A 26,905-nucleotide genomic window follows, 5' to 3' on the forward strand; every position below is an offset into this window, starting at 1 on the left:
CCACCAGACAAGGCAAACCCATGGCCAGCTCCAGAAAATTCGGCAAAGGCGGCTCCGGCAAAAGCCAGGGCATGGCGCTCTGGCTGGGCATCGCCCTCTTGGTGCTGTTGATCGACCAGTTCACCAAGGTGCTGGTGCTGGGCGCCTTTCAGCTGGGCGACAGCACGCCCATTACCTCGTTTTTTAACCTGGTGCGGGTGCACAACCACGGCGCGGCATTTTCGTTTCTGGCGGGCGCTGGCGGCTGGCAGCGCTGGTTTTTCACAGGCATCGGCGTGGTGGCGGCCATCTTCATGGTCTGGATGCTGCGCTCCCACGCAGGCCAAAAACTCTTTTGCCTGGCCATTGCGCTCATCCTGGGCGGGGCCATTGGCAACGTGATCGACCGCCTGCTGCACGGCTACGTGGTCGACTTTCTGGACTTTTATTGGGGAGCCTGGCACTTCCCGGCCTTCAATTTGGCCGACAGCGGCATCAGCGTGGGTGCGGCCTTGCTGATCCTGGACGAGATTTTGCGGGTCCGGCGCGGACGCTGAAACCTTTCAACACCACTACAAAGGGGCATGGGACGGGTGCGGATGGCCGATTTTCTGGCGCGAAGCGACTGATGAGGCCATCCGCACCCGCCCCATGCCCCTGCCCCACACAAGCGCTAACTCGGTTAAGCTGTTTCCCCTGATTGAAAAACGGAGATCCCCATGCCCGGATTGCTGCCCCACATCGACCCCGATGGTCTGCTCGAATTCTCGGTGGTCTACACCGACCGCGCCCTGAACCACATGTCCAAGCGCTTTGGTGGCGTGATGACCGATATCTCGCGCATGCTCAAGACCGTCTACGGCGCCCACTCGGTCGCACTGGTCCCCGGCAGCGGCACCTTTGGCATGGAATCGGTGGCTCGCCAATTTGCCACCCACCAGCACGTCATGGTGATCCGCAACGGCTGGTTCAGCTTCCGCTGGACGCAGATTTTTGACATGGGCCAGATCCCCAAAAGCCACAGCGTACTCAAGGCCCGCCGCATCGCAGAGGGCACACAAGCGGCCTGGGCCCCGGCCCCGATCGCCGAAGTGACCGCCGCCATTGCCGCTGAAAAACCCGCTCTGGTGTTCGCGCCACATGTGGAGACGGCCGCCGGCATGATGCTGCCCGATGGCTACCTGAAAGCCGTGGCCGATGCGGTGCATGCCGTGGGTGGACTATTCGTGCTGGACTGCATCGCCTCGGGCGCGATGTGGGTGGACATGAAGGCCACGGGTGTGGATGTGTTGATCAGCGCGCCGCAAAAAGGCTGGAGCAGCTCACCTTGCTGTGCCATGGTCATGCTGAGCGAACGCGCTCGCCAGGCGATTGACGGCACGACCAGCACCACCTTTGCGATGGACCTGAAAAAATGGCTGCAGGTGATGGAAACCTATGAGGGCGGCGCTCACATGTACCACACCACCTTGCCCACCGACGCGCTGCTGCGCCTGCAAGAAGCCATGCTGGAGACCGAAGCCTACGGTTTTGCTAAGGTGCGCGAAGAGCAAATGGCATTGGGCCGGGCCGTACGCCAATTGCTGGCCGAGCGTGGCTTCCCCAGCGTGGCCGCGCCAGGCTTCGAAGCCCCCGGTGTGGTGGTCAGCTACACCACCGACCCCGAGATCCAGAGCAGCAAGAAGTTTTTGGCCGAAGGTCTGCAAACGGCGGCGGGCGTGCCGCTGCAGTGCGACGAACCCGCCGATTTCCGCACCTTCCGGATGGGCCTGTTTGGCCTGGAAAAGTGGCACAACGTGCAGCGCACGCTGCAGCAGTTGCGCACCGCCTTGGACGCAGTGGCTCCAGCGCCAGCTGAAAAGCTGGCCGCCTGAGGCACTTTACAGCGTGATGATCGTGCAGCCCGTGGTCTTGCGGGCCTCCAGGGCGATGTGTGCGTCCTGGATTTGCGCCAAGGGATAAGTCTGCTCAATGTGGATCTTGACCTTACCGCTGGTCACCGCTTCGAACAAGTCGTCAGCCATGGCCTGCGTGTTTTCGCGGGTGGTGATGTGGCTGAACAGGGTCTGGCGCGTCACATAAATCGAGCCCTTGGGGCCCAAAATGCCAGGCGCAAACGGAGCCACCGGACCTGAGGCATTGCCAAAACTGGCCATCAAACCAAAGGGCGCCAAGCAGTCCAGCGATTTGTCCCAGGTGTCCTTGCCCACCGAGTCGTACACCACCTTCACGCCTGCGCCGCCCGTGATCTCTTTGACCTTGGCCTGGAAGTCTTCGCTCGAGTAGTTGATGCAAAACTCGGCGCCGTTGGCCAAAGCCAGGGCGCACTTGGCGTCACTGCCCGCCGTGCCAATCAGGCGCAGGCCCAAAGCCTTAGCCCACTGGCAGGCGATCAGGCCCACGCCGCCCGCTGCCGCGTGGAAGAGCACGAAATCTCCAGCTTTCAGGCCGCCCTGGGGCAGCGTGCGTTTGAGCAAATATTGGGCTGTCAAACCCTTGAGCATCATGGCGGCGCCCGTCTCGAACGAGATCGCATCGGGCAGTTTGCACACGCACTTGGCGGGCATGACGCGCACTTCGCAGTAGCTGCCCGGCGGCTGGCTGGCGTACGCGGCGCGGTCGCCCACTTTCAGGTGCGTGACGCCCTCGCCCACGGCTTCGACCACGCCCGAAGCTTCCATGCCCAGCTTGAACGGCATGGGCAGCTGGTACAAGCCGCTGCGCTGGTAAACGTCGATGAAGTTCAGGCCGATGGCCTTGTGGCGAATGCGGATCTCACCCGGACCGGGTTCGCCCACGGTCACATCAACCAATTTCATGACTTCGGGACCACCGTGTTGATCGATCTGGACTGCAAGGGTCATGGGAAATTCTCCTGAAAGTGTGAAAGCAAACGATGCGTGACTTTGCCACGAATCACGAGCGGGCGTTCGGGGTGGGGACAGATCGGCGACAGCGGGAAAACCCGAATGCCGATACAGTGCCGCATGTCCCAAAAACTCTCTCTCGGCACGGCCTTGATGCTGACCGTGCCCCCACTGCTGTGGGCAGGCAATGCGGTCATCGGCCGCTTGGTCAACACCCTGGTGCCGCCGATCACGCTCAACTTCTTGCGCTGGGCCGTGGCCTTGTTCATCTTGCTGCCCTTGGCCACCTGGGTTTTGAAGCGCAACAGTGGCCTGTGGCAACACTGGCGGCGTTTTGCCTTGCTCAGCTTGCTGGGGGTGGGTTGCTACAACGCGCTGCAATACCTGGCCCTGCAAACCTCCACCCCACTGAATGTGACCTTGGTGGCCGCCAGTGGACCGGTCTGGATGCTGGCCATCGGGGCGCTGTTTTTTCAGGCTCCGGTGCGCCGCGCCCAGGTGTATGGCGCTGCGCTGTCCATTGTGGGCGTGCTGGTGGTGCTGTCGCGGGGTGACTGGGCGCAGCTCTTGGCCGTGCGCCTGGTAGTTGGTGATTTGTTCATCTTGCTGGCCACGGCCTGCTGGTCCTGGTACAGCTGGCTGCTCAGCCGCAGGGACGAGCCCGAAGCAATTCGACAGGACTGGGCGGCCTTCTTGCTCGCGCAGGTGGTGTTTGGCTTGGCCTGGTCTGGCTTGTTTGCGGGCATGGAATGGGGGCTGACGGATGCCCACATCACCTGGGGCTGGCCCCTGATCAGCGCCTTAGCTTTTGTGGCGGTGGGACCGGCCGTGCTGGCCTACCGCTGCTGGGGCCTCGGCATCCAGCGGGCAGGCCCCGCGGTGGCCGGCTTTTTTGCCAACCTCACACCGCTGTTTGCGGCCATCTTTTCGGCTGCATTTTTAGGCGAGTTACCACACCTGTACCACGCGCTAGCATTTGCGTTGATCATCGGCGGGATCTGGGTGTCATCCCGGCATTGAAAGCGCGGCGTCAGCTGAGATTCGCGAGCAGGGGCTCGCTCCACCATGAACAAAGACTTGACTGTGTGCAGCTTCTGCACCTCAGCGGAGGTTTTTCATGGGAGGCTGCCCCTGCAGCCGAATGCCTGAGCCCGGACAAGGCACCAGGGCTTAAAACGTCCCGGCGTAAGACCCACCATCGGCGAGCACGTTTTGCCCCGTCATGTAAGCGGCATGCTGGCTGCACAGGAAGGCACAAATCGCACCGAACTCCTGGGGGTTGCCATAACGGCCCGCCGGAATTTGGGCTTGCTGAATCACACGCAACTCTTCCACCGTCTTGCCCGCCTTCTGGGCCATGGCGGGCAAAGTCGAGCGGATGCGGTCGGTGTCGAACTTACCGGGCAACAGGTTGTTGATGGTCACGCCCTGAGCGGCGATTTTGCTGCGCGATGCCCCGGCTACAAAACCCGTGAGGCCACTGCGGGCACCGTTGGACAGGCCCAGCACGTCGATGGGTGCTTTCACCGCACTCGATGTGATGTTGATGATGCGGCCAAAACCACGGGCAGCCATGCGGTCCACCGTGGCTTTGATGAGTTCGATGGGGGTGAGCATGTTGGCATCGATGGCCTTGACCCAGGCCTCGCGGTCCCAGTCGCGGAAGTCGCCGGGCGGTGGGCCGCCAGCGTTGGTGACCACGATGTCGTAGTCCTTGCCGGGGCCGCCGGGTACATTCCAGATGGTTTCGCGGCCGGCTTCGGTGGTGATGTCCACCGCCACGGCGATCAGCTGAACCTTGCCGCCAGTTTCGGCACGCAAGTCATCCACGGTCTTGTTCAGCACCTCGGCACCACGTGCCACCATGACCACATTCACGCCTTCCAGGGCCAAAGCCCGTGCGCAACCCCAGCCCAAGCCTTTGCTTGCGCCACCGACCAAAGCCCATTTGCCTGCAATACCCAAATCCACGGTGATCTCCTCTTAGTTTCAAACTTTGGGTGCACGCGTCACCCAAAACACACCGGACAGCACCAGCGCGGTGCCGCCCACAATCCACACATTGAACGGTTCGCCCAAAATCACCACACCCATCAGAAGGGTGGACATCGGGCCGATCATGCCGGTCTGCGCCGTCAAGCCCGAGCCGATTCGCTCAATCGCCATCATCACCAACAGCACGGGCACCGCGGTGCAGGCCGTTGCATTCAGCAGCGACAACCAAAGCACGGGCTCGGCCACCTCGGCTGCACTCAGCGGTCGCAGCAACAAGAATTGACCAATGCACAACACACATGCCACCGACGTGGCCCAGCCGGCCAAACGCAAAGACCCCAAACGCTGAACCAACTGTCCGCTGTAACTCAAGTACAGCGCATAGCTGATGGCACTGGCCAACACCAGCGCAGCGCCCAGCAAAGCGTTTTTGCCATCCAGGGCCGCTTCGTGACCAAACACCAGCAACACGCCGGCATAACTGATGAGCATGCCAACACCCTGGCGGTGGCTGATCTTGCGTCCATAAAGCAGCCAGCCCAGCACCAAAACCAAAGTGGGGTTGAGGTAAAGAATCAGGCGCTCCAACGAAGCGCTGATGTACTCCAGACCCCAAAAATCCAGAAACGAGGCGAGGTAATAACCGCAGACACCCAAACCCAGGATGCCCCACCAGTCACGCGCAGCGATCGGACCTTTACCACGCCCGGCCCACCAAGCCATGAGCAAGAACAAAGGCAAGGCAAACAACATGCGGAACATGAGCAAAGTGACCGCATCCACCCCGTGGCGGTAAGCCAATTTGACGATGATGGCCTTGCCGCTGAATGCGATGGAGCCGGCGGCTGCCATGAGCAGACCGGCGGTCATCTGCGTGGTTCTGGGCAACTGCATGCTGGCGGCAATCAGAAGCCCACAGCTTGACCGTCACGGCGCGGATCGCTGGCAACCTGATAGCCGTGCACTGCCGGATCGCCCATGCGCCAGATGAACTGGCCAGCGCCAAAGTCCTGGTAGGAGTCGTTGATGATGTCGAGCTGGTGACCGCGTGCGATCAGCTCTTGCACGGTGGCGCCATTCATCGCCGCTTCGACGTTGATGTTCAGGCCCGTGTTGAAGCGCCAGCGCGGTGCGTCGCACGCCGCTTGCGGGTTCTGGCCGTAGTCGAGCATGCGCACCAGGGTTTGCATGTGGCCTTGGGGCTGCATGTTGCCGCCCATCACGCCGTAACTCATGACCGGCTGGCCGTCTTTGGTGAGGAAGGCCGGGATGATGGTCTGGAACGGCCGCTTGCCGGGCAGGACCAAGTTGGCAGGGTTTTGGCCCTGTAGATCGGTGCTGAAACCATGGCCCCGGTTTTGCAGGCTGATGCCGTAAGTGGGCTCGACCACACCCGAACCAAAGCCCATGAAGTTGCTCTGGATGAAGCTGATCATCATGCCGTTTTCATCGGCGGCCGTGAGGTAAATGGTGCCGCCCTTGACCGGGTTGCCCGCCTTGAAGTCTTGCGCCTTTTTCATGTCGATCAGCTTAGCTCGGCTGGCCAGATAAGCGGGGTCGAGCATTTGCTCAGGCGGCAACTCCATGAAGCGCGGGTCGGCCACATAGCGGTACACGTCGGCAAAGGCCAGCTTCATGGCTTCGATTTGCAGGTGCTGCGAATCGGCGCTGTCCACCTTGTGGCTCGCCAGGTCGAAGTTGGACAAGATGCCCAAAGCGATCAGCGCAGCAATGCCTTGACCGTTGGGCGGAATCTCGTGCAGGGTGTAGCCCCGGTAGTCTTGCGCCATGGGCTTGACCCATTCGGGCTTGAAGTCGGCCAGGTCTTTGGCGGTGATGCTGCCGCCGTTGTCCTTGGCAAATTTTTCAATGGCTTCGGCGATCTCGCCGCCATAGAGCGCCTGGCCCTTGGTGGCGGCAATGGCCTTGAGGCCCCGCGCCGCGTTCTTGAACTGGAACAATTCGCCCACCTGCGGGGCACGGCCCCAGGGCAAAAAGCTTTGCGCAAAGCCGGGCTGCGACTGCAGCTCGGGTGTGGCGGCGGCCCACTTTTGCTGCACCACCACGGGAATCAAATAACCGCGCTCGGCCACCTCGATGGCGGGCTCCAGAAGGTCGGCAAAAGGCAGTTTGCCAAAGCGGTCGCTGAGCGCCACCCAACCGGCCACGGCACCCGGTACGGTGACCGAGTCAAAGCCGCGCTTGGGCGGTGTTTTGGTCTCGGCACCGTATTTGCGGTGGAAGTACTCGGGCGTCCAAGCCGCGGGGGCCGGGCCGGAGGAGTTGAGGCCGTGCAACTCTTGGCCGTCCCACAAAATCGCGAACGCGTCCGAGCCCAAGCCGCAGCTGACAGGCTCGGTCAGGGTGATCACAGCGGCAGCGGCAATGGCGGCATCGACCGCGTTACCGCCCTTGAGCATCATGCGCAGACCGGCCTGAGCAGCCAGGGGGTGCGAGGTAGAAACCACATTGCGCGCAAACAGCGGCAAGCGGGTGCTGGTGTAAGGAAACTGGTAATCGAAGTTCATGTCATTCCAAGGTGATCTTGCGTTCGGTGATGATCTTTTTCCACTTGGCCGATTCCTTGGCCAGCATGGCTGTGAACTGAGCGGGCGTACCGCCTACGGCCTCAATGCCCAGACGTTGCAACTTGTCGATGACTTCAGGGTCTTGCAGCACTTGGTTGGCCGCCGTATTCACACGGCTCACCACTTCGGGTGGCAAGCCTTTGGGGCCAAACAGGCCAAACCAGGTGTTGGACTCGTAACCCGGCAGGACATCGGCAATAGGGGGGACGCCAGGCGCCAAAGCAGTGGGTTTGAGGGTGGTCACACCCAAAGCACGCAAACGGCCATCACGCACATGCGGCAGTCCGGTGGGCAAGCTGTCAAACAAGACATCGACCTTGCCGCTCACCAAATCGGGAATGGCCAAGGCTGTGCCCTTGTAAGGAATATGCACCACAAACAGATCCGCCTGCGCCTTGAACAGCTCCGCCGACAACTGCACGATGGTGCCGTTGCCACTCGATGCGTAGTTCAGGCGACCAGGGTTCTTTTTGGCGTAGTCGATCCATTCCTTGACCGTTTTGGCCGGCGAGCTGTTGGGCACCAGCATGATGCTGGGCGCATTGCCCACCTGGCTGATGGGGGTGAAATCCTTGACCGCGTCGTAGGGCATGCGCGGGTTCAAATTGGGGCCAATCGAGTGGGTGCTGGAGGTGGACAGCAGCAAGGTGTAGCCATCGGGGCTGGCCTTGGCCGCCAGGTCGGAGCCCAGTGTGCCGCCAGCACCCGGGCGGTTTTCCACCACCAGGGAAGCCCCCATTTTTTCGCTCAGTTTTTGGGACAGCGTACGGGCAAACAAATCGGTGGCCCCGCCCGCCGGGAACGGCACGATCAAGCGCACAGGTTTGGTCGGGTAATTCTGGGCGTGAGCGCCGCCGCAAACCAACAGCAAAGCCGCTGCAGCACACAGGCTGCGAAGCCAATTTCTTTTTTCCACGGGAACACTCCTCTACAGAACCAATTTGCCAAACATTGAACAACCGATTTTCGCAGACGCCACGCACCAGCGCTGCCCCCAAGTGACAAGACCACGCCGCAAGCGAACGATCAGCACCCACCAAAGACAACGGCCTCCAAGGAGGCCGTTGTCTGCGTTCAAACCAGTGTCGTCACTCTTCGACGAAAGCCTCTTCGCGTTTGGACTTGATGGACGGCAGCGTCACGATGATCAGCAGCAGCACAGCCGCCGCCAGCAAACTTGCCGACAAGGGGCGCGTGACGAACACACTCCAGTCGCCACGCGACAAGAGCATGGCACGGCGCAGGTTTTCTTCCATCATCGGGCCCAGAATGAAGCCCAACAGCAAAGGCGCGGGCTCCATGCCGAGTTTAATGAAGGTGTAGCCCACCACACCGAACATGGCCACCATCCAGATGTCCCAGGTGTTATTGTTGGTCGAGTACACACCGATCGCGCAGAACAGCACGATGGCCGGGAACAACCAGCGGTAAGGCACCGTCAGCAGCTTGATCCAGATGCCGATCAGCGGCAGGTTCAAAATGATCAGCATGGCGTTGCCGATCCACATCGAGGCGATCAGACCCCAGAACAGCTCGGGGTTGCTGGTCATCACCTGAGGGCCAGGCTGGATGTTGTGGATGGTCATCGCACCCACCATCAAGGCCATCACGGCGTTGGGCGGGATGCCCAAGGTCAGCAAGGGGATGAAGGAGGTTTGCGAAGCCGAGTTGTTGGCCGACTCGGGCGAAGCCACACCACGGATGTTGCCTTGACCGAAAGGCACTTCGCCTGGACGGAGTTTGGTTTTCTTCTCGATGGTGTAGGCCGCAAAAGCTGCCAGCAAGGCACCGCCACCAGGCAGGATACCCAGGGCCGAACCCAGGGCGGTACCGCGCAACACGGCAGGCACCATGTTCTTGAAGTCTTGGGCGTTGGGCATCAGGCCCGTCACTTTGGCGGTGAAGACTTCGCGGTCTTCTTCAGGCTTGGACAGATTGGAGATGATCTCGCCATAACCGAACACGCCCATGGCGATGGTGATGAAGCCCACACCGTCGGTCAGCTCAGGAATGTCGAAGCTGAAACGGGCCACACCCGAGTTCACGTCGGTACCGATCAGACCCATCAACAGGCCGAGCACGATCATGCCAACGGCCTTGATCAGGGAGCCCGAAGCCAGCACCACGGCACCGATCAGGCCCAAAACCATCAACGAGAAGTATTCGGCAGGACCGAACTTGAAAGCCACTTCGGTCAGGGGGCCAGCGAAGGCCGCCAAAATCAAGGTGCCCACGCAACCGGCAAAGAAAGAACCCAGACCCGCCGCTGCCAAAGCAGGACCGGCCCGGCCTTTGCGAGCCATCTGGTAACCGTCGATCATGGTCACGACCGAGGAGGCTTCACCCGGCAAGTTCACCAAAATCGCAGTGGTGGAGCCGCCGTACTGAGCGCCGTAGTAAATACCGGCCAGCATGATCAGCGCGGCCACGGGGGGCAGCGCGTAGGTGGCGGGCAGCAGCATCGCGATGGTCGCCACAGGGCCCACACCGGGCAACACACCGATCAGGGTGCCCAGCAAACAGCCAATGAACGCGTAAATCAGGTTTTGAAAGGTGAAAGCCACCCCAAAACCGAGGGCGAGGTTGTCAAACAGTTCCATGAATTATTTCTCCTCAACCGGTGATGAATGTGGGCCAGACGGGGAACTGCAGTTTGAGCAGCAGCACGAAAGCGCCATAACTGCCAGCCGACAGGACCGCGGCCAGGATCAATACTTCTTTGAGCTTGAAGGTGTCACCCGCCAAGCTGACCACCAAGGTGGTGCCAAAAATCGCCACGATCAGGCCCATGGCCGGCACACCCAAACTGGGCAAGCCACCCAGCAAAATGCCAAACAACACGTTGCCCGCGATGATGAAGAACAGCGGCTTCCAGGCCCAGGAGCCGATCTTGTCACCGTCCTGTGTCTCCACCGTCAAGGCTTTGAACATGACGAAGGCCCCAATCAGGGCCAGCATGATGCCCAAGAGCAGCGGGAAGTAACCAGGCCCCATGCGTGCACCTGTGCCCACGGTGTAGTTGGTGGCACCGTAAGCGAAAGCCGAGCCTGCGACGGTGTAGAACAGGCCGGAAAAAAAGTCTTTTTGACTCTTGATGTTCACGAGATATCTCCTCTGATTTGAGTTGGGGTGATTCTGCGCGAACAAGCCCTCAGGCTGGATGTGGGTTACACCTATGCAGGCAGGCCTCGGACCTCATGGTTTACCCTTGCTTTCAAGTCCCCGCACCCCACGTGGGGCCGACATGCACTCATTTGGTGAGGGGTTTGAACACCTTGAGCCATTTGCTGGCAGGCAGGCCCCATTTTTCTTCGATCACACTGGCGGCTTCCAGCAGCGCTTCGCGCGACGGACGACTGGCGGTGCGCTGCGCCAGAACGATGGCGTTGCCCTCGCGGGTGGGTTTGAAGGCCCAAACCGCGTCTTCGCCAAAGGCGGCGCAAATTTTCTCCACACTCTCGGCATAGCTCGATGAGCGGCCAAACAGGTTCACCGTCATGCAGCCTTGCTGGGTGAGCAGCTCGCGGCAATGGCGGTAAAAGTCGGGCGTGTCCAGCACCGGGGCCGCGGCCTCTTCGTCGTACAGGTCCACCTGCAGCGCATCCACGGTGCCGCGCCATTCGTCTTTCTGGATTTCGAGCGACGCATCGGCCAGCACCACGCGCAGGCGTTCGTCGTCAGGGGGCAATCGGAACCAGCCCCGACAAGCGTGCAGCACGCCGGGATTCAACTCCACCGCGGTGCAGGTCATCTTGAGTTTCTTGTAGCAAAACTTGGTGATGGTGCCCGCCCCCAAGCCCAGCTGCATGGCGTGTGCGCCCTTGACTTCGGCATGCGGGAAAAACAGCAACCAGCCGAACATGCGCTGTACATATTCGAGCTCGATGTCGAAGGGTCGGTCCAGAAACATCGAGCCCTGAATCCACTCGGTGCCCAAGTGCAGATAGCGGATCTTGCCGTCTTCGGAAAAATTGACTTCGGGCAGTTCGAGGCTGGGGACAGAGGATTTTTTTCGGCTCATGGGGTCAGCACCGCCCGCCAGGCGGTGAGTTTTTGTTCAAAGGTCCACGACGCATTCGCGGGACTGGTCGATGGTAGGCGATGCAGCGAGACACGCCCGGCCAAACCGGCTTGCGCCAGTGATTTTTCGACCACTTTGGCATGGCGGAAACTCTCGCCGCCGTTGTGGGCGATGGCGCTCAAGTGCGGGCAGCGCTGCAACAAGGCCGGAAAGTCGTTCAGCTGCGCATGGCGGATGGCGCTGTCGAGGCTGCCTTCGCGCTCGCACTCGGCGTAGACATCCCAAACCCCCACGCCCTGGGCCAGCAGGCACTGACAGCGGCGGGCGTAGTCCCTGTCTGCAGGCCATGGGGCATCGGGCCAAAGCGCCTGCACGATGCGCCAGAAATGGTTTTGGGGGTGGGCGTAATACTGCTGCAACTGCAAAGACTTGACGCTGGGGAAACTGCCCAGCACCAGCACACGCGTGCCCGGCCCCACCAAGGGCGGCAAACCCTGCAAACGGGGGCTGGCCGATGACACGGTTGGCGCAGAGCTGCTCATGCGGCCGCCAGTTGGGGCAAGGCCCGCTGCGCGTTGGCGCGGGTTGCGGCTGCCAGATCGGCCAGGCTCAAGCCCCGCAACCCAGCCAGCACCTGTGCGATGCGCGGCAGCTCGGCCGGGCTGTTGCGGCCCTGCGGCACACCCAGCGCCCGCTGCTCGGCGGTCTGGTAGAGCCATTGCGGCGGGATGTCGGGCGCGTCGGTCTCCAGCACCAGGGCGCTCAGGGGCACTTCGCTGGCCAGGCGGCGCAGCTGCAATGAGCGCTCGTAGGTCAGCGTGCCGCCAAAACCCAGCACAAACCCCAGGTCCACAAAAGCCTCGGCCTGTTGGGTGCTGCCATTGAAGGCGTGCGCGATGCCGGAGACCACCGGGCACTGGCGCAGGCCTTTGAGCAGCAGATCGGCAGAGCGCCGCACATGCAGGATGACGGGCAGGCCGTGCTTTTGGGCAAGTTTGAGTTGCGCGGTGTAAAAAAACCATTGCCGCTCGCGCATGGGGGGCGTGCACAGTTCGGGCACAAAAAAGTCCAGCCCGATCTCGCCCACGGCCACCAGGCGCGGGTCATCGCGGCGTTCGGTCAATGCGCGGTCCAGCGCCAGCACATCGGCTTGTTGCGCTTGTGGCACATACAAAGGGTGGATGCCCAAGGCGTAGGCGTCGCCATGCCGCTCGGCCAATTGGGCCACCTGGGGCCAGTGCGCTGCGTGCACCGCCGGGATCACGCAGCGCGTCACACCTGCAACGCGAGCCGCTTGGCGCACCGCGTCGCGGTCGGCGTCAAATTCGGCCGCGTCCAGGTGGCAGTGCGTGTCGATCCACATCCTGTCAAACAGGCGCTTGCAACACGCCCTTGACCAGATGCAGCTGCCGGTCGCAACGCGCGGCCAAGGCCTGGTCGTGCGTGACCACCACAAAAGCGGTACCCCGCTCGCGGGCCAGTTGCAGCATCAGCGCAAACACGCCATCCGCCGTTTCGCGGTCCAGATTGCCCGTGGGCTCGTCGGCCAGCACGCAGGCCGGGTCGTTGACCAAGGCGCGGGCCAGGGCCACACGCTGGCGCTCGCCGCCCGACAACTCAGAAGGCCTGTGGTGCAAGCGCTCGCCCAAGCCCACGCGCTGCAACCAGCCCGTGGCCACGGCTGCGGCTTGGACGCGGTCCTGCCTGCGAATCCACAGCGGCATGGCCACGTTGTCCAGGGCGCTGAATTCGGGCAGCAAATGGTGGAACTGGTAGACAAAGCCCAAATAACGGTTGCGCCACTGGCCTTGTTCGGCCGCGCTCAAAGCAGAGAGCAACTGGCCCTTCAATTGCACCGCGCCTTGGGTTGGAGCGTCCAGGCCGCCGAGCAAATGCAGCAAGGTGCTCTTGCCCGAGCCAGAAGCGCCCACGATGGCCAGCGTCTCGCCCGCGTGCACGGCCAAATCCACGCCTTGCAACACCGTCACGTCCAAACGCCCTTCGGTGAAGCGCTTGGTCAGGCCCTGGGCCTGCAGCACCACCGGGTTTTGCATCTCATTCATAGCGCAGCGCCTCCGCAGGGTTGACCTGGCTGGCACGCCAGCTGGGGTAGAGCGTGGCCACAAAAGCCAGAACCAAAGAAATGATGGCCACAGGCAGGATGTCACTGGCCAGGGGCTCGCTGGGCATGCGGCTGATCAGGTAAATGTCACGCGGCAAAAAGCTGGCGTTGAACAGCGTCTCCAGCGCAGGCACGATCACATCGATGTTGAAAGCCACCAGCAGCCCCAGTGCCAGGCCGCTCATCGTGCCAATCACCCCCACGGTGGCGCCCTGCACCACAAAAATACCCATGATGCTACGGGGGCTGGCGCCCAGGGTGCGCAAGATCGCGATGTCGGCGCGCTTGTCGGTCACCGTCATCACCAGCGTGCTGACCAAATTGAAAGCCGCCACCGCCACGATGAGCGTGAGGATGATGAACATCATGCGTTTTTCGACCTGCACGGCAGCGAACCAGGTTTTGTTTTGCTGCGTCCAGTCGCGCACAAAAAACTGCGGCCCCAAGTCCAGTTGCAGGTCGCGCGCCACCTCTCGCGCCTGGTGCAGGTCGCGCAACTTCAAGCGCACGCCGCTCGGGCCTTCCAGCCGGAACATGCGGGCAGCATCCTCGACGTGCATGAGTACCAGCGCCGAGTCGTATTCGTAGTGGCCCGACGAGAAGGTGCCCACCACACCCATCTGCTTCATGCGCGGCACCACGCCTGCGGGCGTGACCTGGCCAGACGGCGAGACCAGGGTCACCGGGTCGCCGTTTTGCAAACCCAGGTTGTTGGCCAGATCGCGGCCCAGCACCAAATTGAACTCGCCCGGCTGCAGGCGCTGCAGCACCCCGGCTTGGGTGTCGTTCGACAAATCGCTGACTTCGGGCTCCAGCGCCGGGTCGATGCCCCGCACCAGCACGCCCTTCATGTCCTCGCCCCGCGCCAGCAAAGCCTGCGCAGTGATGAAGGGGGCCGCGCCCAGCACCTGCGGGTGGGCCTTCAGGCGGGCCAGCAAGGCGGGCAAATCGGCCACGGCCGCACCGTCGGCGGCATAGACCTCGATGTGCGAGACCACGCCCAGCATGCGGTCGCGCACCTCTTTCTGGAAGCCATTCATCACGCTCAGCACGATGATGAGCGCCGCCACCCCCAGGCCAATGCCCATCATGGACACCCCCGAGATGAAGGAAATGAAGCCGTTGCGCCGGGTGGCACGGCCTGCGCGCGTGTAGCGCCAGCCCAGCACCAGCTCATAGGGGATGTTCTTGAAAAAAGCCATAAGCCACTATTGTGCAATGCCCGCCCGACAAGCCCCCACCGGGGGGCCGTGAAATCTGAACGGGCAGCCACCGTTGAGCACAATGGCCCGATGACAACCCCTCCAAACTCCGCTGTTGCACGCTTTTTTGCCCAAGAGTCCGCCCCAGGCATTGTCCTGGCCTTGGCTGCCTTGGCGGCTTTGCTGGTCAGCAATTCGCCCTGGGGGGCCTGGTACCAGTTTTTTCTGAGCATCCCCGGCCAGGTGCTCATTGGCGATCAGGCCTTGGTGCTGTCCAAGCCTCTGGTTGTGTGGGTCAATGACCTTTGGATGGCGGTCTTCTTCTTTTTGGTGGGGCTGGAGATCAAACGGGAGTTCCTGGAAGGCGAGCTCTCAGGGCCAGGCCAGCTGTTGCTGCCCGCTGTGGCGGCACTGGGGGGCATGCTCATGCCCGCACTGATTTACACCGCCATCAATTGGGGGGACAGCACGGCTTTGCGCGGCTGGGCCATTCCGGCGGCCACCGACATTGCTTTTGCTTTGGGCATCGTCGCCTTGCTGGGCTCGCGGGTGCCCTTGTCGCTCAAGGTGTTTCTGACCGCCGTGGCCATCATCGACGACCTGGGCGCGATCGTTGTCATTGCGCTGTTCTACACCGCCAACTTGTCCTGGCCCATGCTGGCGGGCGCACTGATGTCTGGCGCAGTGCTCTTCGTGCTAAACCGCCTGCGCATCACCCGGGTCGATGTTTACATCGTGGTGGGCCTGTTGATGTGGGTGTGCGTGCTCAAGTCCGGGGTCCACGCCACGCTGGCCGGGGTCATCACGGCGCTGGCCATCCCCATGCGCGATGCGCGTGGCCAATCACCTCTGGCCAGCATCGAACACGGCCTGCACCCTTGGGTGGCCTTTGGGGTCTTGCCGATGTTTGCTTTCACCAATGCGGGCGTGGTGCTGGACGGAGTCAGCTTCAGCACCTTGATGTCACCTGTGCCACTGGGCATCGGCCTGGGTCTGATAGCCGGCAAGGCCATCGGGGTGTTTGGTGTGGCCCACCTGATGATCCGCAGCGGCCTGACCCAAGCGCCGGCCGATGCGTCAACCCTGCAACTGTTGGGGGTGAGCGTGTTGTGCGGCATCGGTTTCACCATGAGTTTGTTCATTGGCGGTTTGGCTTTTGCCGGGCTCGGGCCACAGTTTGAACTCCAGCTCAAACTGGGGGTGTTGGGTGGCTCGGTTGTTGCAGGCTTGCTGGGTACTCTGCTGCTGTGGATGGCCTCACGTTCACACTGCGGGCCCAAGGCCTGAAATCAGACCGGTCACTTAAACAAGGCCTGTGGTTTTCGCAGATCAGCAGCTTCAGCCCCGACATGGACTTTCAGCGGCTGGCCTTGTCCAGCGCCTGGTCGATGTCCCACAGGATGTCGTCCAGATTTTCCAGGCCCACCGAAATGCGCACCATGTCGGGCGGCACGCCTGCGGCCAGTTGCTGGGCTTCGTCGAGCTGGCGGTGCGTGGTGCTGGCCGGGTGGCTGATCAGGGTGCGGGTGTCGCCGATGTTGACCAGGTGGCTCATGAACTGCGCCGACTCGATGAATTTCACGCCCTGCGCCAAGCCGCCTTTCACGCCGAACGACAACAGGCCCGAAGCGCCGCGCATCTGCCGCTGCATCAGGGCGTGCTGTGGGTGGTCACTCAAGCCGGGGTAGTTGACCCAGGCCACGCGCGGGTCGGCCTGCAAAAACTTCGCCACACCCAAAGCGTTGTCGCAGTGCTTGCTCATGCGCAGCGGCAGGGTCTCAACGCCTTGCAAAATTTGCCAGGCACTCATCGGGCTGAGCGATGCGCCAAACACGCGCAGGCTTTCCATGCGGCAGCGCATGGTGAAACCGAAGTCGCCAAAGGTCTCGTAAAACTTAACGCCGTGGTAACCCTGCGAGGGCTCGGTCATGCCCGGAAATTTGCCGTTGTCCCAGGGAAATTTGCCGCCCTCGACCACCACGCCGCCCAGCGTGGTGCCGTGGCCCGCCAGGTATTTGGTGGCCGAATGCACCACGATGTCCGCGCCCAGCGCCAGCGGGTTGCACAGCAGCGGGCTGGGCACGGTGTTGTCGATGATGAGCGGCACGCCGTGCGCATGGGCCACCTCGGCCACGGCCGCAATGTCCAGCACCACCATGCTTGGGTTGCCCAGACTCTCGGCATACACCGCCCGGGTGTTGGGGCGCATGGCGGCGGCAAAGGCTTCGGGCTTTGTCGCGTCCACAAAGGTGGTTTCGATGCCGAACTTGGCCAGGCTGGTGGCCAGCAGGGTCACCGAGCCACCGTACAAGGCCCCGGCCGCGACCACATGGTCGCCTGACTGCAAGATGGTCATCAGCGCCATGGTTTCGGCCGCCATGCCCGAGGCACTGGCCACCGCCGCACGCCCGCCCTCGAGCGCGGCCACACGTTCTTCGAGCACCGCCACCGTGGGGTTGCTCAAGCGCGAGTACACATTGCCAAAGGTCTGCAGATTGAAGAGCGATGCGGCATGCTCGGCGCTGTCAAACACAAAGCTGCTGGTTTGGTAGATCGGGAGGGCGCGTGCGCCCGTGGTGGCATCGGGGATTTGCCCGGCGTGGATGGCCAGGGTCTCGGGGTGGAATTGGCGGTCGGTCATGGTGTTCGGTCTGAAAAGTTGGCTTGAATGGTTAGGCGCCCACCCCCGTGGGCGATGGCTGGCCTCACACCAGACGCCGCGCCGAGATGATGCCGGTGTTCACGCCCACCCAGTTCAGGCCGCCAAACAGCCGGGAGTGCTCGATCTTGACGCAGCGGTTGGTCACCGAATCCATACCCACCTGCCGGGCCAGGGTGTCAGCCTGCGCGTTCGCCACGCCCAGCTGCTGCCAAAGACACTTGGCGCCGATCTGCACCGCTTGCTCGGCAATGGGCAGCACGTCGTCGCTGCGGCGAAACACTTCAACCATGTCCACCTGGAAGGGGATGTCGGCCAGGCTGGCGTAACAGGTCTCGCCCAAGACTTTCTGGCCCGCATAGCGCGGATTCACCGGCACGATCTTGAAGCCGTGCGACTGCATGTACTTGGCCGCGAAATAGCTGGGTCGATGCCATTCGGCCGACAGGCCCACCACCGCGATGGTGGGGCAACTTTTGAGGATGCGCCGCAGCGCGTGCAAATCGTTGTGCATCAGGTGCTTCTTTCTCAAAAATCAATACCGCGCTTGGCCGCAGCGTTTCATTTGCCGTGAGGCCCAGGTGGCCATCAGCGACAGCACGCCGCACACGGCCATCACGCCCAGGTAGTGCCCACTGAAATCAAAGGCTGCCCCGGCCAACACAGGGCCCAGCAAATTGCCCAGGGCCGCGCCGCTGTAGAGCGTGCCCACCACGCTGGCCACCGAACGGCCGCCAAAATAATCCATGCAAATAGCAGGCAAGAGCGACACGATGGAGCCATAACTCAGGCCAAACCACAGGGCAAACAACACCAGCATGGCCTGCCCGCCCGCCGCGCCCCACAGCAGATATGACGCGCCCATGGACAGTTGCATCAACACCAGCGTTTGCGCCCGGCCCAGCCGGTCAGCCAGCAGGCCAATGGCAAAGCGCCCGACCAGACTGCCCACGCCAATCAAACCCACCAAGCCCACCGCAAAGGCTTCGCCCAGTCCCAGATCCCGCGCCGAGGCGGACACATGCGCAAAAGGAATGAACATCACGGGCGAGGCCAGTACGGTGGCCAGGTACAGCCAGCGGAAGGTGGGGCTGCGCAAAGTCTCGCGCAAAGACAGACCGGAGGCCGGGCCCCCCGCACTGGGCATACCGGGGGCGGCTTGCGTGGCAGGGGCGCGGCGCAGCAAACCCGCCGCCAACAAGCCCAGCACCAACACGGCCAAGGCCAGCAGCTGCATGGCCTCGCGCCAGGGCATGGGGCCAATCGCCATGGCCACCAGCACCGGCACCAGCAAGGTGCCCGCGCCCACGCCCGAGCTGGCGATGCCCCCGGCCAAGCCGCGCCGGGTGGTGAACCAGGGCTGCACGCTGGCAATCGACGGCGTGTACACCAGCGCAATGCCCAGGCCCACCAGCAAGCCGTAGCTGACATACACCGCCAGCAAGGACGAGGCCCAGCTGGTGGCCAGCAGGCCCAGCGCGATGAGTGCCATGCCCGCCGAGCAGACGATGCGCGGCCCGAAGCGGTCGGCCAGCATGCCGCCGCCCGCGCCCAGCACAAAGTACACAAAGCCCGACAGGCCAAAAATCCAGGACACATCGGCCCGCTGCGCCGAGAACTCGGCCGCAAACGACTCAAAAAACGCCGCAAACGAGTACGACACCCCAAAGATCAGCGCCAGGCAAGCAAAAGTGGCCCAAACCACCACCCAGGCATAGGGGGTCTCTTTCATGCGGTCTCCGTACTTTTCAAAGGTGTTGGCCATTGTGCCTTCAAGAGATCGGCCGGTCTGTCCATAATGGCTCACCCCAACGCTGGAGCGCGCAGCCATGACACAGGACCCTCGCCCCCCGCACGAATCCAAAAGCCTGGAAGACGTGGTGCTCAAATTCATCGAAAAGCACAACCGCCCGATCTGGGCCGCCATTTTCGCCATCGCTTTGGCCGTGGTCTACGGCATGAACGTCCACTGAAGCCACCCCAGGTTTGGGGGCCTGCGACAATCCCACCCCATGCACCTGATCATTCCTTATGCGGCCAGCCAGGCCTTCACCGGCCCCGAGGTCTGGGCCGGTTTGCAGTTGCCCAAGCTGCAAACCCTGCTGGGCCAACTGCAGCGCCAGCAGGTGTTGCAAGACCGCCGCCCCACCCCCTGGCACCTGCCGCACGAACGCCTGCAAGCCCAAGCCCTGGGCTGGTCACCGGATGCCGACACCTTGCCCTGGGCCGCTTGGCACCAGGCGCAGCAAGGCACGCACAGCACCGCCCCCCAAGCCTGGATGACGCCCTGCCATTGGCAAATCGGCATGGACGAGGTGGTCATGGCCGACCCGGCGCATTTGCACCTGTCTGACGATGAATCGCAGCAACTGCTGCAAGCCATGCAACCGTTCTTGCAGGAAGACGGCCTGCACGTCACCTGGCACAGCGCCTTGCTCTGGCATGTCCAAGGGGCGCTGCTGGCCGACGTGCCCACCGCCTCGCTGGACCGGGTGATTGGTCAGAACGTGAAGCCCTGGATGCCAGATCATCCGACAGCCCGCCCCTTGCAGCGCCTGCAAAGCGAGATGCAAATGCTGCTCTACAACCATCCGGTCAACGATGCCCGAGAAGCCAAGCGGCAGTACACCGTGAACGCCTTCTGGCTGCACGGCGCGGGCATGCTGCCCGAGCACACAGCCGCCGCTGGACAGGCCGTGACTTTGTCGCACGCCTTGCGCAGCAGTGCTTTGCATGGCGACGTGCAGGCTTGGCAGCAAGCCTGGCAGCAACTCGATGCCACGGCCGTGGCCGACCTGTTGCAACACGTCAAGGCCACGGGCCAAGGCACGCTCAGCCTGTGCAGTGAGCACACAGCCCACACATACACCGCTGCACCTGCCGCTTGGTACCAGCGCACCACTCGCACATTAACCCGGCTGTTCAACAAACCCTCTCCTGCAGCGGCACTCCAAGCCCTCATCACCTCCTGAACATCCCTGAATCGCCCCATGAATTTGCTCACCCGAGATGTGCCCCCCCGCAGCGCCTGGGCGCTGGAACAAGCGGGCATCCACCCCCTGCTGGCCCGCCTGTACGCCGCCCGTGGCGTGCAGTCCAAAGACGAACTCGACGACGCGCTGAACCTGTTGCTGCCCCCGGCGGGCATGCTGGGCACCACGGAAGCGGCCAAGCTGCTGGCCGACGCCATCGCGCAAAACAAGCGCCTGTGCATCGTGGCCGATTACGACTGCGACGGCGCGACCGCCTGCGCCGTGGGCGTACGTGGCCTGCGCATGCTGGGGGCGCGCAACGTGAGCTATCTGGTGCCCGACCGCGTGGTCGACGGCTACGGCCTGACCCCACCCATTGCCGAGCGTGTGCACGCGCAAGGCGCGGATGTGCTGATCACCGTGGACAACGGCATCGCCAGCGTGGCGGGCGTGCAGGCGGCGCAAGCGCTGGGCCTGCAGGTGCTGGTGACCGACCACCATTTGCCCGGCAGCGAACTGCCCAGCGCCGAAGTCATCGTCAACCCCAACCAGCCCGGTTGCGGCTTTGCCAGCAAGTCCATCGCAGGCGTGGGCGTGATGTTTTACGTGCTGCTGGCCCTGCGGGCCGAGCTGCGCCAGCGCGGCGTGTTTGATGCAACCGAGCCAGCGCCGGGCCGCCCCAAGCTGGCGAGCACCCCCTCGGGGGGCAGCGAACCACACGAAGTGGGGAGCGTGGGGGCACGTCCTCAGCCGCGCCTCGACGCCCTGCTGCCCTTGGTGGCTTTGGGCACCGTGGCCGACGTGGTCAAGCTCGACGCCAACAACCGTCGCCTGGTGGCGCAAGGCCTGCGCCGCGTGCGTGCGGGTGCCCTGCCCCCAGGCATGGCCGCGCTCATGCGGGCGGCCAGCCGCGAAACCGCCAGGGCCACGACCTTTGACTTTGGCTTTGCCCTGGGGCCGCGCATCAACGCGGCAGGCCGCTTGGCCGACATGACACTCGGCATCGAGTGCCTGCTGACCGACGACGCAGGCCGCGCCGACGAGCTGGCCAAACAGCTGGACGCGATCAACCGCGAACGCCGCGTGATCGAAGGCGACATGCGCGAGATGGCGATGGAAATGGCCGAGTCCTTGTTTGACGAGGGCGACGAGCCGCCGCCTGCCATTTGCGTGTTCGATCCGGACTTTCACGAAGGCGTGGTGGGCATCGTGGCCTCGCGCATCAAGGACAAGCTGCACCGCCCCACCTTTGTGTTTGCGGCCAGCAGCGCCCCGGGCAAAGAGCACGAACTCAAAGGCTCAGGCCGCTCGATTGCGGGCTTTCATTTGCGCGACGCGCTCGACCTGGTGGCCAAACGCGCCCCGGGCGTGCTGCTGCGCTTCGGCGGCCACGCCATGGCGGCGGGCTGCACTATTGCCGAAGAGCATCTGGATGTGTTCGAGGAAACGCTGAACCAGGTGGCCATGGAATGGCTGGACGCGGCCACGCTGCAACGCCGCCTGGAAACCGACGGCCCGCTGCCCGCCGAATACCACCGGGTGGATTTGGTGGACATGCTGCACCACGAGGTCTGGGGCCAGGGCTTTGCGCCACCCGTGTTCTGCGAAGAGATCGAGATCTTGTCGCAACGCTTGGTGGGCGAAAAACACCTGTCGCTCAAGATGAAGCACCAGGGCCAGCCGGTCGACGGCATCTGGTTTGGCCGCACCGAGCCTTTGCCCTCAAAAGTGAAACTGGCCTATCGGCTCGACGCCGACGAGTGGCAGGGCCAAAAGCGGGTGCGCTTTTTGGTGGAAGGTGCGGAGCTTTGAGTTTCAGTGCTTGGTCGCGACTTTGCCCTGCAAGGCGTTGAGCACGGGGCCAGACACCAGGCCCGAAACATCACCGCCGAGCTTGGCGATTTCGCGCACCAAGGTGCTGCTGATGTGCTGCACGCCCGCGCTGGTATGCAAAAACACCGTGTCCACCTCGGGAGCCAAGTGGCGGTTCATGCCCGACATTTGCGTTTCGTAGTCGTAGTCGGTCACCGAGCGCAGGCCGCGCACGATGACCTGGGCGTTTTGCGCCCGCACAAATTCCACAATCAGACCGTCAAAGGGCAGCACCTTCACGTTGGGGCAATCGGCCAAGGCGGCTTGCGCCAAGGCCACGCGCTCGTCCAGGCTGAACAGGGTTTTTTTGTGGTGCGCCACCGCCACCGCAATGATGACCTGGTCGAACAATTTGGCGGCACGGCGGATTGCGTCTTCGTGCCCCAGGGTGAGCGGATCAAAGGTGCCGGAGTACACGGCGGTGACAGCAGCGTTGGCAGATCGGCTCATGGTGGGGTCCTTGAAAAGCGGGGGCGGGCTTGAATGGCTTGTCCGACAAATTATGCGGTGCGTTGCAACAAATGGGCATGCACGGCCCCTGCTTTGAGGTGGCGCTCACAGTGCAACCCCCAAGCGTCCAAGGCCTCAGCGCTCCAGGCCACAGGCGCTTCCAGATAAATCCAGCCACCCACAGGCACCGCTTTGGCCGCTGCTTTGAGCGCAGGTTCAAACCAGGGTCCGTCAAAAGGCGGGTCCAGAAACACCAGGTCCACGCTGCCCGCAGGCAAACGGCCCAAGGCGGTCACAGCGTCACCGCGCTGCACGCTGACCATGCTGGCTTTGAGCCGCGTGGCGTTGTCCTGCAAGTCGCGCACCAGCACAGCATCTTGCTCGACCATCAACACATGGGCTGCGCCACGCGAGGCGGCTTCGAGACCCAACACGCCTGTGCCTGCAAACGCATCCACACAGCGCCAACCGCTCAGGTCCTGGCCCAGCCAGTTGAACAAGGTTTCGCGCACACGGTCGGGTGTGGGGCGCAGGCCGGGTTTGTCGATCACCTTCAGCCGGGTGCGGCGCCATTGCCCGCCAATGATGCGGATCTCTTGCGAAGGCGGGCCTTTGGGCGCTCGGTACTGAGGCTTTTTGGCGTCGGCTTGGCGGGAACTGCCGCTGGCCGACTGGCGTGAAGAAGAGGGTGAAGGCATAGCCCGCAAGTGTAAAGGCCAAGACGACGAGCCCCGGGACATGCGACCCCTGCTCGGGCTTGAGGCGCCGACAGAAAAAAACCAGCGAAGCGCTGGTTTTTTTCATCTACGCTGGCCAGGCCAGAAGCCTGGCCATGGCGCTCACTTGGGCTGAGCGACTTTGGCGTCCACTTTGGCTTCCGCCTTCACCACCGACGCATCGGCTTTGGCTGCAGCTTGGGCCGCTTTCTTGTCTGCCTTGGAGGTGGCCTTTTTCTCGGCTTTGGCATCGGCTTTCAAAGCGGCCTTGGCATCTTTGGCCTCTGTTTTGGCGGTGGCCACTGCCACGGCAGGGGCAGCCACAGCTGCAGCGGGCGCCGCAGCAGGGGCTTGGGCGAATGCGCCAACAGCAAAGAAACCGGCGACGAGGGTGGCGAGCAGCTTGTTCATTTGAAAGATCCTTGGTTCAGGTTGCAAGTCCAACACCTTGCTGGACTTGCAACTTCAACGCGGCCGCACAGGGTTCTGATGACCCATGCAGCACCGCAGTTGTAACGCCATGTGTTTGCCTGCGCAGCCTGACAAGTCATCCCCAGGAATTTCGCAACCGCCGTTCAACAGATCAAGACGACGGGGCACCGACCACCACCGTGACCATGCGCTCGGGCTGCAAGACCCGCGACATGGCGCGGCGCACATCACTCAGGCTCACACGCTCGACTTGCTGGGTCCAGGTGTCCAGGTAAGTGAGCGGCAAACGGTTCCAGGCGATGTTGGCCACGTTGTCCAGCAGCTTGCGGTTGCTGTCAATGCGCAGTGCAAAGCCACCCACCAGATTGGATTTGGCAGCCTGCAACTCGGCCTCGGTGGGGCCTTCGCGCACAAAGGTTTGCACCACCTCCTGTGCCACCGCGACCGCTTGAGCGGCTTGATCCGGGCGGGTTTGCAGACCCACGGTGAAAGCCCCCGCATGCAAACCGGGTGAAAAGTAGCTGTACACGCTGTAGGACAGACCCCGCTTTTCGCGCACTTGCTCGGTCAGGCGCGACACAAAGCCCCCACCGCCCAGAATGTGGTTGCCCACCAGCAGTGCAAAGAAGTCGGGGTCGCTGCGTGGGTAGCCGGGCTGCCCGATCAGGACATGGGCCTGGGCCGAATCAAAGGGCACGGTCAGGCTTTGCGCCTGGGTCAAAGCCGCCACTTCGGGCACAGCGGGCAAGGGCTTGCACGCCGCCTTGTTCGGCCACAAGGCCAGCAAACGGGTGACCAGCACATCGGTCTGCGCCCGGGTGAGTGCGCCCACCACGCTCACCGATGCACGGCAGGTCTGCAGCGACTGGGCATGCAGCTTTTGCATGTCCTGCACACCGATGCGCGACAGGGTCTCGGGGGTGGTGCGGTAACCGTAAGGGTGCGTGCCGTAGACGGCCGAGGCAAAGCGGTGCTGCACCAGCGTGGCCGGTTTGGTCAGCGACTCGCGGATGGCCGCGCTCATGCGCTCGCGGTCGCGCACCCACATGGCCTCGGGGAAAGCCGGATGCGCCATTTGCCGCGCCGCCAAGGCCACGGCCTTATCGAGCAGGTCGGGGTAGCTCAGGCTGCGCAGGGCAAAGCTCATGCGGTCTGCACCCGCACTGCCGCCAAAGCTGGCGCCCAGGTCGGCCCAGGCTTCACCGATCTGGTTTTCATCCATGGCCTGCGGATACGGCCCCTGGCCCTGGGGATGGGCCCGCATGCCACTGGCCATTTGCCCGGCCATGACCGAGGCCAGCCCGGCTTGCGCAGCAGGATCACGGCGGCTGCCCGCATCCAGATCGATCTGCACATCGACCATGGGGATGGCGTGGCTCTCGACCAGGTACACGCGTGCACCGCTGGGCTGGGTCCAGTGCTGGATGGGCAAGGCCGCTTGCGCCCAGCAGGACGCGCCCCAGCAGGTCAGCGCCAAGGCAGACCGCAGCAAAGCCTTGGGGGTCCTGAACAGGGAGGGCATCGGGGACATGGGGTGAGGAACTTTCATGACTGGAACGCGTCTCAATGCCGGGCACCCGGCAAGGCACGGCGTGCCCGGGGCTGGCCCGAGAGGGGTTGGGGCCGCAAGGTGGCAACGGTGAGGCTGTCATCGCCAAAATATTTTTGCGCCACAGCCTGCACCTGGGCGGGGGTGACTTGCCGCAAACGCGCGATCAACTGCGCGCCGTAGTCGGGGGGCAGGCCCAGTGTCCAGGCCACGCCCAATTCCCGGGCCTGGTTGAACACCGAGTCAAGCTTGTAGATTTCACTGGCTACCCATTGGGTCTTGACGCGCTGCAACTCGGCCTCGGTCACGCCTTCTGTGGCCACGCGCTGCACCTGGGCACGCAAGGCCGCTTCCAGGGCTTCGGGGCTTTGGCCTTCGGCGGGCACGCCGTCCAGGTAAAAGAACTGCGGGCCACGACCCATCAAACCGTTGTGCGCCCCCACACTGTCGGCCAGGCGGTTCTCGCCTTGCGTCAAGGCACGTTCCAGCCGGGCGCCACTGTAGCCATCGAGCACAGCGGCCAGCACCGTCAAGGCCAGGGCATCGTCATGCTCGGGTGAAGCTGCAAGACTCACCAAGCTCGGCACCTTGAAGGCCAGCGCCACATACGACTGCTCGGCAGGCGCTTTGAATTCGAAACGGCGCAGGCCTTGCTGCGCGGGCTCATCCCGGGGTTTGCGCTCGGGCACGGCGCGGGGCGGGATAAGGCCATAGGTTTTCTCGGCCAAGGCCTTGACCTGCAGCGGGTCGACATCGCCCGCGACCACAACCACCGCGTTGGCTGGCGTGTACCACTTGCGGTAGAAGTCGCGAGCGTCCTGCGCCGTCATGGCTTCCAGATCGCTCATCCAGCCCACGATGGGGCGGCGGTAGGGCGAGGCGGTCAAGGCGGTCGCGGACAACATTTCGTGCAACTGGGCACGCGGGTTGTCCTCGGTGCGCAGCCGGCGCTCTTCTTTCACCACTTCCAGTTCTTTGGCGAATTCGGCGTCGGGCCATTGGTTGTTGGCAAAGCGGTCGGCTTCCAGACGCATCACTGCTTCGAGCTGGTTCGACGGAATTTGCTGGAAGTAGCCGGTGTAGTCCTTGGACGTGAACGCGTTGTCACGCCCACCCAAAGCGGCCACGCGGCGCGAGAATTCCCCCACAGCCAGGGTGGGCGTGCCTTTGAACAGCATGTGCTCCAGCACATGGGCCACGCCGCTGGTGCCGTCCACCTCGTCCATCGAACCCGCACGCAACCAGACCATGTGCACCGCGGTGGGCGCGCGCCGGTCGGGCTTGACCCACAACGCCATGCCATTGGCCAAAGTGAAGGTGTGGGCCTGGGCCGCTGCAGCCCGGCCGGGCGCGGCATGGGTCTGCTTCAAGCCTTGAGGTGTCTGCGCCCAGACACTGCCGCTGCTGGCCAAGCAGGCGGTAGCCAGCGAAAGTCCCAAGAGAAAGTTCAGTTTCATAGAATGCATGATCCTTGAAATCCA

The 26,905-nt window shown here is 63.0% G+C and carries 27 protein-coding genes; 7 read left to right on the forward strand and 20 right to left on the reverse strand.

Annotated elements, in window-relative coordinates; translation table 11 throughout:
* Positions 1 to 20: 20 nt before the first annotated feature.
* A complete protein-coding gene (lspA, locus tag ACHEXL_RS10120; RefSeq protein WP_416559267.1) occupies positions 21 to 536 on the forward strand; it encodes a signal peptidase II in 516 nt (171 codons plus the stop codon).
* A gap of 162 nt (positions 537 to 698) precedes the next feature.
* Positions 699 to 1,853: an aminotransferase class V-fold PLP-dependent enzyme gene (locus ACHEXL_RS10125; protein ID WP_416559269.1), complete on the forward strand. Its 1,155-nt coding sequence runs from the start codon at positions 699 to 701 to the stop codon at positions 1,851 to 1,853.
* A 6-nt stretch (positions 1,854 to 1,859) separates the two neighbouring features.
* Here ACHEXL_RS10125 and ACHEXL_RS10130 read toward each other — a convergent pair whose 3' ends face one another.
* Positions 1,860 to 2,843 (reverse strand): quinone oxidoreductase family protein, encoded by a 984-nt coding sequence (locus ACHEXL_RS10130; protein WP_416559271.1) that lies wholly within the window; start codon positions 2,841 to 2,843, stop codon positions 1,860 to 1,862.
* 123 nt (positions 2,844 to 2,966) lie between these two features.
* Here ACHEXL_RS10130 and ACHEXL_RS10135 point away from each other — a divergent pair, with 123 nt between their 5' ends.
* Positions 2,967 to 3,866, forward strand: coding sequence for a DMT family transporter (locus tag ACHEXL_RS10135; protein WP_416559273.1), 900 nt, complete (start codon positions 2,967 to 2,969; stop codon positions 3,864 to 3,866).
* Between the two features lie 150 nt (positions 3,867 to 4,016).
* Here the strand turns inward: ACHEXL_RS10135 and ACHEXL_RS10140 are convergent, their stop codons facing one another.
* The 11 genes from ACHEXL_RS10140 to ACHEXL_RS10190 form a co-directional block, all read right to left on the reverse strand.
* Positions 4,017 to 4,817: an SDR family oxidoreductase gene (locus ACHEXL_RS10140; protein WP_416559275.1), complete on the reverse strand. Its 801-nt coding sequence runs from the start codon at positions 4,815 to 4,817 to the stop codon at positions 4,017 to 4,019.
* A gap of 18 nt (positions 4,818 to 4,835) precedes the next feature.
* Positions 4,836 to 5,735: a DMT family transporter gene (locus ACHEXL_RS10145; protein WP_416559277.1), complete on the reverse strand. Its 900-nt coding sequence runs from the start codon at positions 5,733 to 5,735 to the stop codon at positions 4,836 to 4,838.
* A gap of 11 nt (positions 5,736 to 5,746) precedes the next feature.
* A complete protein-coding gene (locus ACHEXL_RS10150; protein WP_416559279.1) occupies positions 5,747 to 7,369 on the reverse strand; it encodes a gamma-glutamyltransferase family protein in 1,623 nt (540 codons plus the stop codon).
* 1 nt (position 7,370) lies between these two features.
* Positions 7,371 to 8,318 (reverse strand): Bug family tripartite tricarboxylate transporter substrate binding protein, encoded by a 948-nt coding sequence (locus ACHEXL_RS10155; RefSeq protein ID WP_416561339.1) that lies wholly within the window; start codon positions 8,316 to 8,318, stop codon positions 7,371 to 7,373.
* A gap of 199 nt (positions 8,319 to 8,517) precedes the next feature.
* Complete coding sequence (locus ACHEXL_RS10160; RefSeq protein WP_416559281.1) at positions 8,518 to 10,029, reverse strand: tripartite tricarboxylate transporter permease; 1,512 nt, start codon at positions 10,027 to 10,029, stop codon at positions 8,518 to 8,520.
* 13 nt (positions 10,030 to 10,042) lie between these two features.
* A complete protein-coding gene (locus tag ACHEXL_RS10165; protein WP_416559283.1) occupies positions 10,043 to 10,531 on the reverse strand; it encodes a tripartite tricarboxylate transporter TctB family protein in 489 nt (162 codons plus the stop codon).
* Between the two features lie 148 nt (positions 10,532 to 10,679).
* Positions 10,680 to 11,450, reverse strand: coding sequence for a spermidine synthase (locus ACHEXL_RS10170; protein ID WP_416559285.1), 771 nt, complete (start codon positions 11,448 to 11,450; stop codon positions 10,680 to 10,682).
* The gene (locus tag ACHEXL_RS10175; RefSeq protein WP_416559287.1) at positions 11,447 to 11,992 is read right to left on the reverse strand and encodes a DNA-deoxyinosine glycosylase; all 546 of its coding nucleotides are present in this window, start codon (positions 11,990 to 11,992) and stop codon (positions 11,447 to 11,449) included. Before ACHEXL_RS10175 ends, ACHEXL_RS10170 begins: the two co-directional genes overlap by 4 nt.
* Positions 11,989 to 12,813, reverse strand: a complete 825-nt coding sequence (locus ACHEXL_RS10180; RefSeq protein ID WP_416559289.1) for a TatD family hydrolase — start codon at positions 12,811 to 12,813, stop codon at positions 11,989 to 11,991. Before ACHEXL_RS10180 ends, ACHEXL_RS10175 begins: the two co-directional genes overlap by 4 nt.
* A gap of 4 nt (positions 12,814 to 12,817) precedes the next feature.
* Entirely contained in the window at positions 12,818 to 13,513 is a 696-nt protein-coding gene (gene lolD / locus ACHEXL_RS10185; protein ID WP_416559291.1) for a lipoprotein-releasing ABC transporter ATP-binding protein LolD, read from the reverse strand.
* On the reverse strand, positions 13,506 to 14,774 hold the full coding sequence (locus tag ACHEXL_RS10190; protein WP_416559293.1) for a lipoprotein-releasing ABC transporter permease subunit: 1,269 nt from the start codon (positions 14,772 to 14,774) through the stop codon (positions 13,506 to 13,508). Before ACHEXL_RS10190 ends, lolD begins: the two co-directional genes overlap by 8 nt.
* A gap of 90 nt (positions 14,775 to 14,864) precedes the next feature.
* Here ACHEXL_RS10190 and nhaA point away from each other — a divergent pair, with 90 nt between their 5' ends.
* Complete coding sequence (gene nhaA, locus ACHEXL_RS10195; RefSeq protein ID WP_416559295.1) at positions 14,865 to 16,061, forward strand: Na+/H+ antiporter NhaA; 1,197 nt, start codon at positions 14,865 to 14,867, stop codon at positions 16,059 to 16,061.
* Positions 16,062 to 16,131: 70 nt separating this feature from the next.
* Here the strand turns inward: nhaA and ACHEXL_RS10200 are convergent, their stop codons facing one another.
* The 3 genes from ACHEXL_RS10200 to ACHEXL_RS10210 all read right to left on the reverse strand — a co-directional run bounded on the left by ACHEXL_RS10200 (position 16,132) and on the right by ACHEXL_RS10210 (position 19,165).
* Positions 16,132 to 17,415, reverse strand: coding sequence for an O-acetylhomoserine aminocarboxypropyltransferase/cysteine synthase family protein (locus ACHEXL_RS10200; protein ID WP_416559296.1), 1,284 nt, complete (start codon positions 17,413 to 17,415; stop codon positions 16,132 to 16,134).
* A gap of 64 nt (positions 17,416 to 17,479) precedes the next feature.
* Positions 17,480 to 17,947 (reverse strand): CoA-binding protein, encoded by a 468-nt coding sequence (locus tag ACHEXL_RS10205; RefSeq protein WP_416559297.1) that lies wholly within the window; start codon positions 17,945 to 17,947, stop codon positions 17,480 to 17,482.
* A 21-nt stretch (positions 17,948 to 17,968) separates the two neighbouring features.
* Positions 17,969 to 19,165: an MFS transporter gene (locus tag ACHEXL_RS10210; protein WP_416559298.1), complete on the reverse strand. Its 1,197-nt coding sequence runs from the start codon at positions 19,163 to 19,165 to the stop codon at positions 17,969 to 17,971.
* A gap of 97 nt (positions 19,166 to 19,262) precedes the next feature.
* On the opposite strand from ACHEXL_RS10210, the gene ACHEXL_RS10215 reads away from it, so the two are divergent.
* Genes ACHEXL_RS10215 through recJ form a run of 3 tightly spaced genes read left to right on the forward strand, consistent with a single transcriptional unit; the run spans position 19,263 to position 22,217 of the window.
* Positions 19,263 to 19,406 carry a hypothetical protein gene (locus ACHEXL_RS10215; protein ID WP_416559300.1) on the forward strand — a complete coding sequence of 48 codons (144 nt, stop codon included), beginning with the start codon at positions 19,263 to 19,265 and terminating at the stop codon, positions 19,404 to 19,406.
* Positions 19,407 to 19,445: 39 nt separating this feature from the next.
* Entirely contained in the window at positions 19,446 to 20,405 is a 960-nt protein-coding gene (locus tag ACHEXL_RS10220) for a hypothetical protein (protein ID WP_416559302.1), read from the forward strand.
* Positions 20,406 to 20,423: 18 nt separating this feature from the next.
* A complete protein-coding gene (gene recJ / locus ACHEXL_RS10225; RefSeq protein ID WP_416559304.1) occupies positions 20,424 to 22,217 on the forward strand; it encodes a single-stranded-DNA-specific exonuclease RecJ in 1,794 nt (597 codons plus the stop codon).
* Between the two features lie 3 nt (positions 22,218 to 22,220).
* Here the strand turns inward: recJ and coaD are convergent, their stop codons facing one another.
* The 5 genes from coaD to ACHEXL_RS10250 form a co-directional block, all read right to left on the reverse strand.
* Entirely contained in the window at positions 22,221 to 22,727 is a 507-nt protein-coding gene (coaD, locus tag ACHEXL_RS10230; RefSeq protein WP_416559305.1) for a pantetheine-phosphate adenylyltransferase, read from the reverse strand.
* Positions 22,728 to 22,777: 50 nt separating this feature from the next.
* Entirely contained in the window at positions 22,778 to 23,425 is a 648-nt protein-coding gene (gene rsmD, locus ACHEXL_RS10235; protein WP_416559307.1) for a 16S rRNA (guanine(966)-N(2))-methyltransferase RsmD, read from the reverse strand.
* 141 nt (positions 23,426 to 23,566) lie between these two features.
* The gene (locus ACHEXL_RS10240; RefSeq protein ID WP_416559309.1) at positions 23,567 to 23,854 is read right to left on the reverse strand and encodes a hypothetical protein; all 288 of its coding nucleotides are present in this window, start codon (positions 23,852 to 23,854) and stop codon (positions 23,567 to 23,569) included.
* A 172-nt stretch (positions 23,855 to 24,026) separates the two neighbouring features.
* Positions 24,027 to 25,397, reverse strand: a complete 1,371-nt coding sequence (locus tag ACHEXL_RS10245) for a M16 family metallopeptidase (protein WP_416561340.1) — start codon at positions 25,395 to 25,397, stop codon at positions 24,027 to 24,029.
* Positions 25,398 to 25,438: 41 nt separating this feature from the next.
* Positions 25,439 to 26,881, reverse strand: coding sequence for a M16 family metallopeptidase (locus ACHEXL_RS10250; RefSeq protein ID WP_416559311.1), 1,443 nt, complete (start codon positions 26,879 to 26,881; stop codon positions 25,439 to 25,441).
* Positions 26,882 to 26,905: the final 24 nt, after the last annotated feature.

Source organism: Limnohabitans sp. YIMB22184, from assembly GCF_048020265.1.
Lineage (GTDB): Bacteria > Pseudomonadota > Gammaproteobacteria > Burkholderiales > Burkholderiaceae_C > Limnohabitans_A.

Excerpts from the sequence above, each read along its gene's own strand:
- lspA (WP_416559267.1), top strand. The coding sequence starts at position 21 with ATGGCCAGCTCCAGAAAATTCGGCAAAGGCGGCTCCGGCAAAAGCCAG.
- ACHEXL_RS10125 (WP_416559269.1), top strand. The coding sequence starts at position 699 with ATGCCCGGATTGCTGCCCCACATCGACCCCGATGGTCTGCTCGAATTC.
- ACHEXL_RS10130 (WP_416559271.1), bottom strand. The coding sequence starts at position 2,843 with ATGACCCTTGCAGTCCAGATCGATCAACACGGTGGTCCCGAAGTCATG.
- ACHEXL_RS10135 (WP_416559273.1), top strand. The coding sequence starts at position 2,967 with ATGTCCCAAAAACTCTCTCTCGGCACGGCCTTGATGCTGACCGTGCCC.
- ACHEXL_RS10145 (WP_416559277.1), bottom strand. The coding sequence starts at position 5,735 with ATGCAGTTGCCCAGAACCACGCAGATGACCGCCGGTCTGCTCATGGCA.
- ACHEXL_RS10150 (WP_416559279.1), bottom strand. The coding sequence starts at position 7,369 with ATGAACTTCGATTACCAGTTTCCTTACACCAGCACCCGCTTGCCGCTG.
- ACHEXL_RS10160 (WP_416559281.1), bottom strand. The coding sequence starts at position 10,029 with ATGGAACTGTTTGACAACCTCGCCCTCGGTTTTGGGGTGGCTTTCACC.
- ACHEXL_RS10170 (WP_416559285.1), bottom strand. The coding sequence starts at position 11,450 with ATGAGCCGAAAAAAATCCTCTGTCCCCAGCCTCGAACTGCCCGAAGTC.
- ACHEXL_RS10175 (WP_416559287.1), bottom strand. The coding sequence starts at position 11,992 with ATGAGCAGCTCTGCGCCAACCGTGTCATCGGCCAGCCCCCGTTTGCAG.
- ACHEXL_RS10180 (WP_416559289.1), bottom strand. The coding sequence starts at position 12,813 with ATGTGGATCGACACGCACTGCCACCTGGACGCGGCCGAATTTGACGCC.
- lolD (WP_416559291.1), bottom strand. The coding sequence starts at position 13,513 with ATGAATGAGATGCAAAACCCGGTGGTGCTGCAGGCCCAGGGCCTGACC.
- ACHEXL_RS10190 (WP_416559293.1), bottom strand. The coding sequence starts at position 14,774 with ATGGCTTTTTTCAAGAACATCCCCTATGAGCTGGTGCTGGGCTGGCGC.
- nhaA (WP_416559295.1), top strand. The coding sequence starts at position 14,865 with ATGACAACCCCTCCAAACTCCGCTGTTGCACGCTTTTTTGCCCAAGAG.
- ACHEXL_RS10200 (WP_416559296.1), bottom strand. The coding sequence starts at position 17,415 with ATGACCGACCGCCAATTCCACCCCGAGACCCTGGCCATCCACGCCGGG.
- ACHEXL_RS10205 (WP_416559297.1), bottom strand. The coding sequence starts at position 17,947 with ATGCACAACGATTTGCACGCGCTGCGGCGCATCCTCAAAAGTTGCCCC.
- ACHEXL_RS10210 (WP_416559298.1), bottom strand. The coding sequence starts at position 19,165 with ATGAAAGAGACCCCCTATGCCTGGGTGGTGGTTTGGGCCACTTTTGCT.
- ACHEXL_RS10215 (WP_416559300.1), top strand. The coding sequence starts at position 19,263 with ATGACACAGGACCCTCGCCCCCCGCACGAATCCAAAAGCCTGGAAGAC.
- ACHEXL_RS10220 (WP_416559302.1), top strand. The coding sequence starts at position 19,446 with ATGCACCTGATCATTCCTTATGCGGCCAGCCAGGCCTTCACCGGCCCC.
- recJ (WP_416559304.1), top strand. The coding sequence starts at position 20,424 with ATGAATTTGCTCACCCGAGATGTGCCCCCCCGCAGCGCCTGGGCGCTG.
- coaD (WP_416559305.1), bottom strand. The coding sequence starts at position 22,727 with ATGAGCCGATCTGCCAACGCTGCTGTCACCGCCGTGTACTCCGGCACC.
- rsmD (WP_416559307.1), bottom strand. The coding sequence starts at position 23,425 with ATGCCTTCACCCTCTTCTTCACGCCAGTCGGCCAGCGGCAGTTCCCGC.
- ACHEXL_RS10240 (WP_416559309.1), bottom strand. The coding sequence starts at position 23,854 with ATGAACAAGCTGCTCGCCACCCTCGTCGCCGGTTTCTTTGCTGTTGGC.
- ACHEXL_RS10245 (WP_416561340.1), bottom strand. The coding sequence starts at position 25,397 with ATGCCCTCCCTGTTCAGGACCCCCAAGGCTTTGCTGCGGTCTGCCTTG.
- ACHEXL_RS10250 (WP_416559311.1), bottom strand. The coding sequence starts at position 26,881 with ATGAAACTGAACTTTCTCTTGGGACTTTCGCTGGCTACCGCCTGCTTG.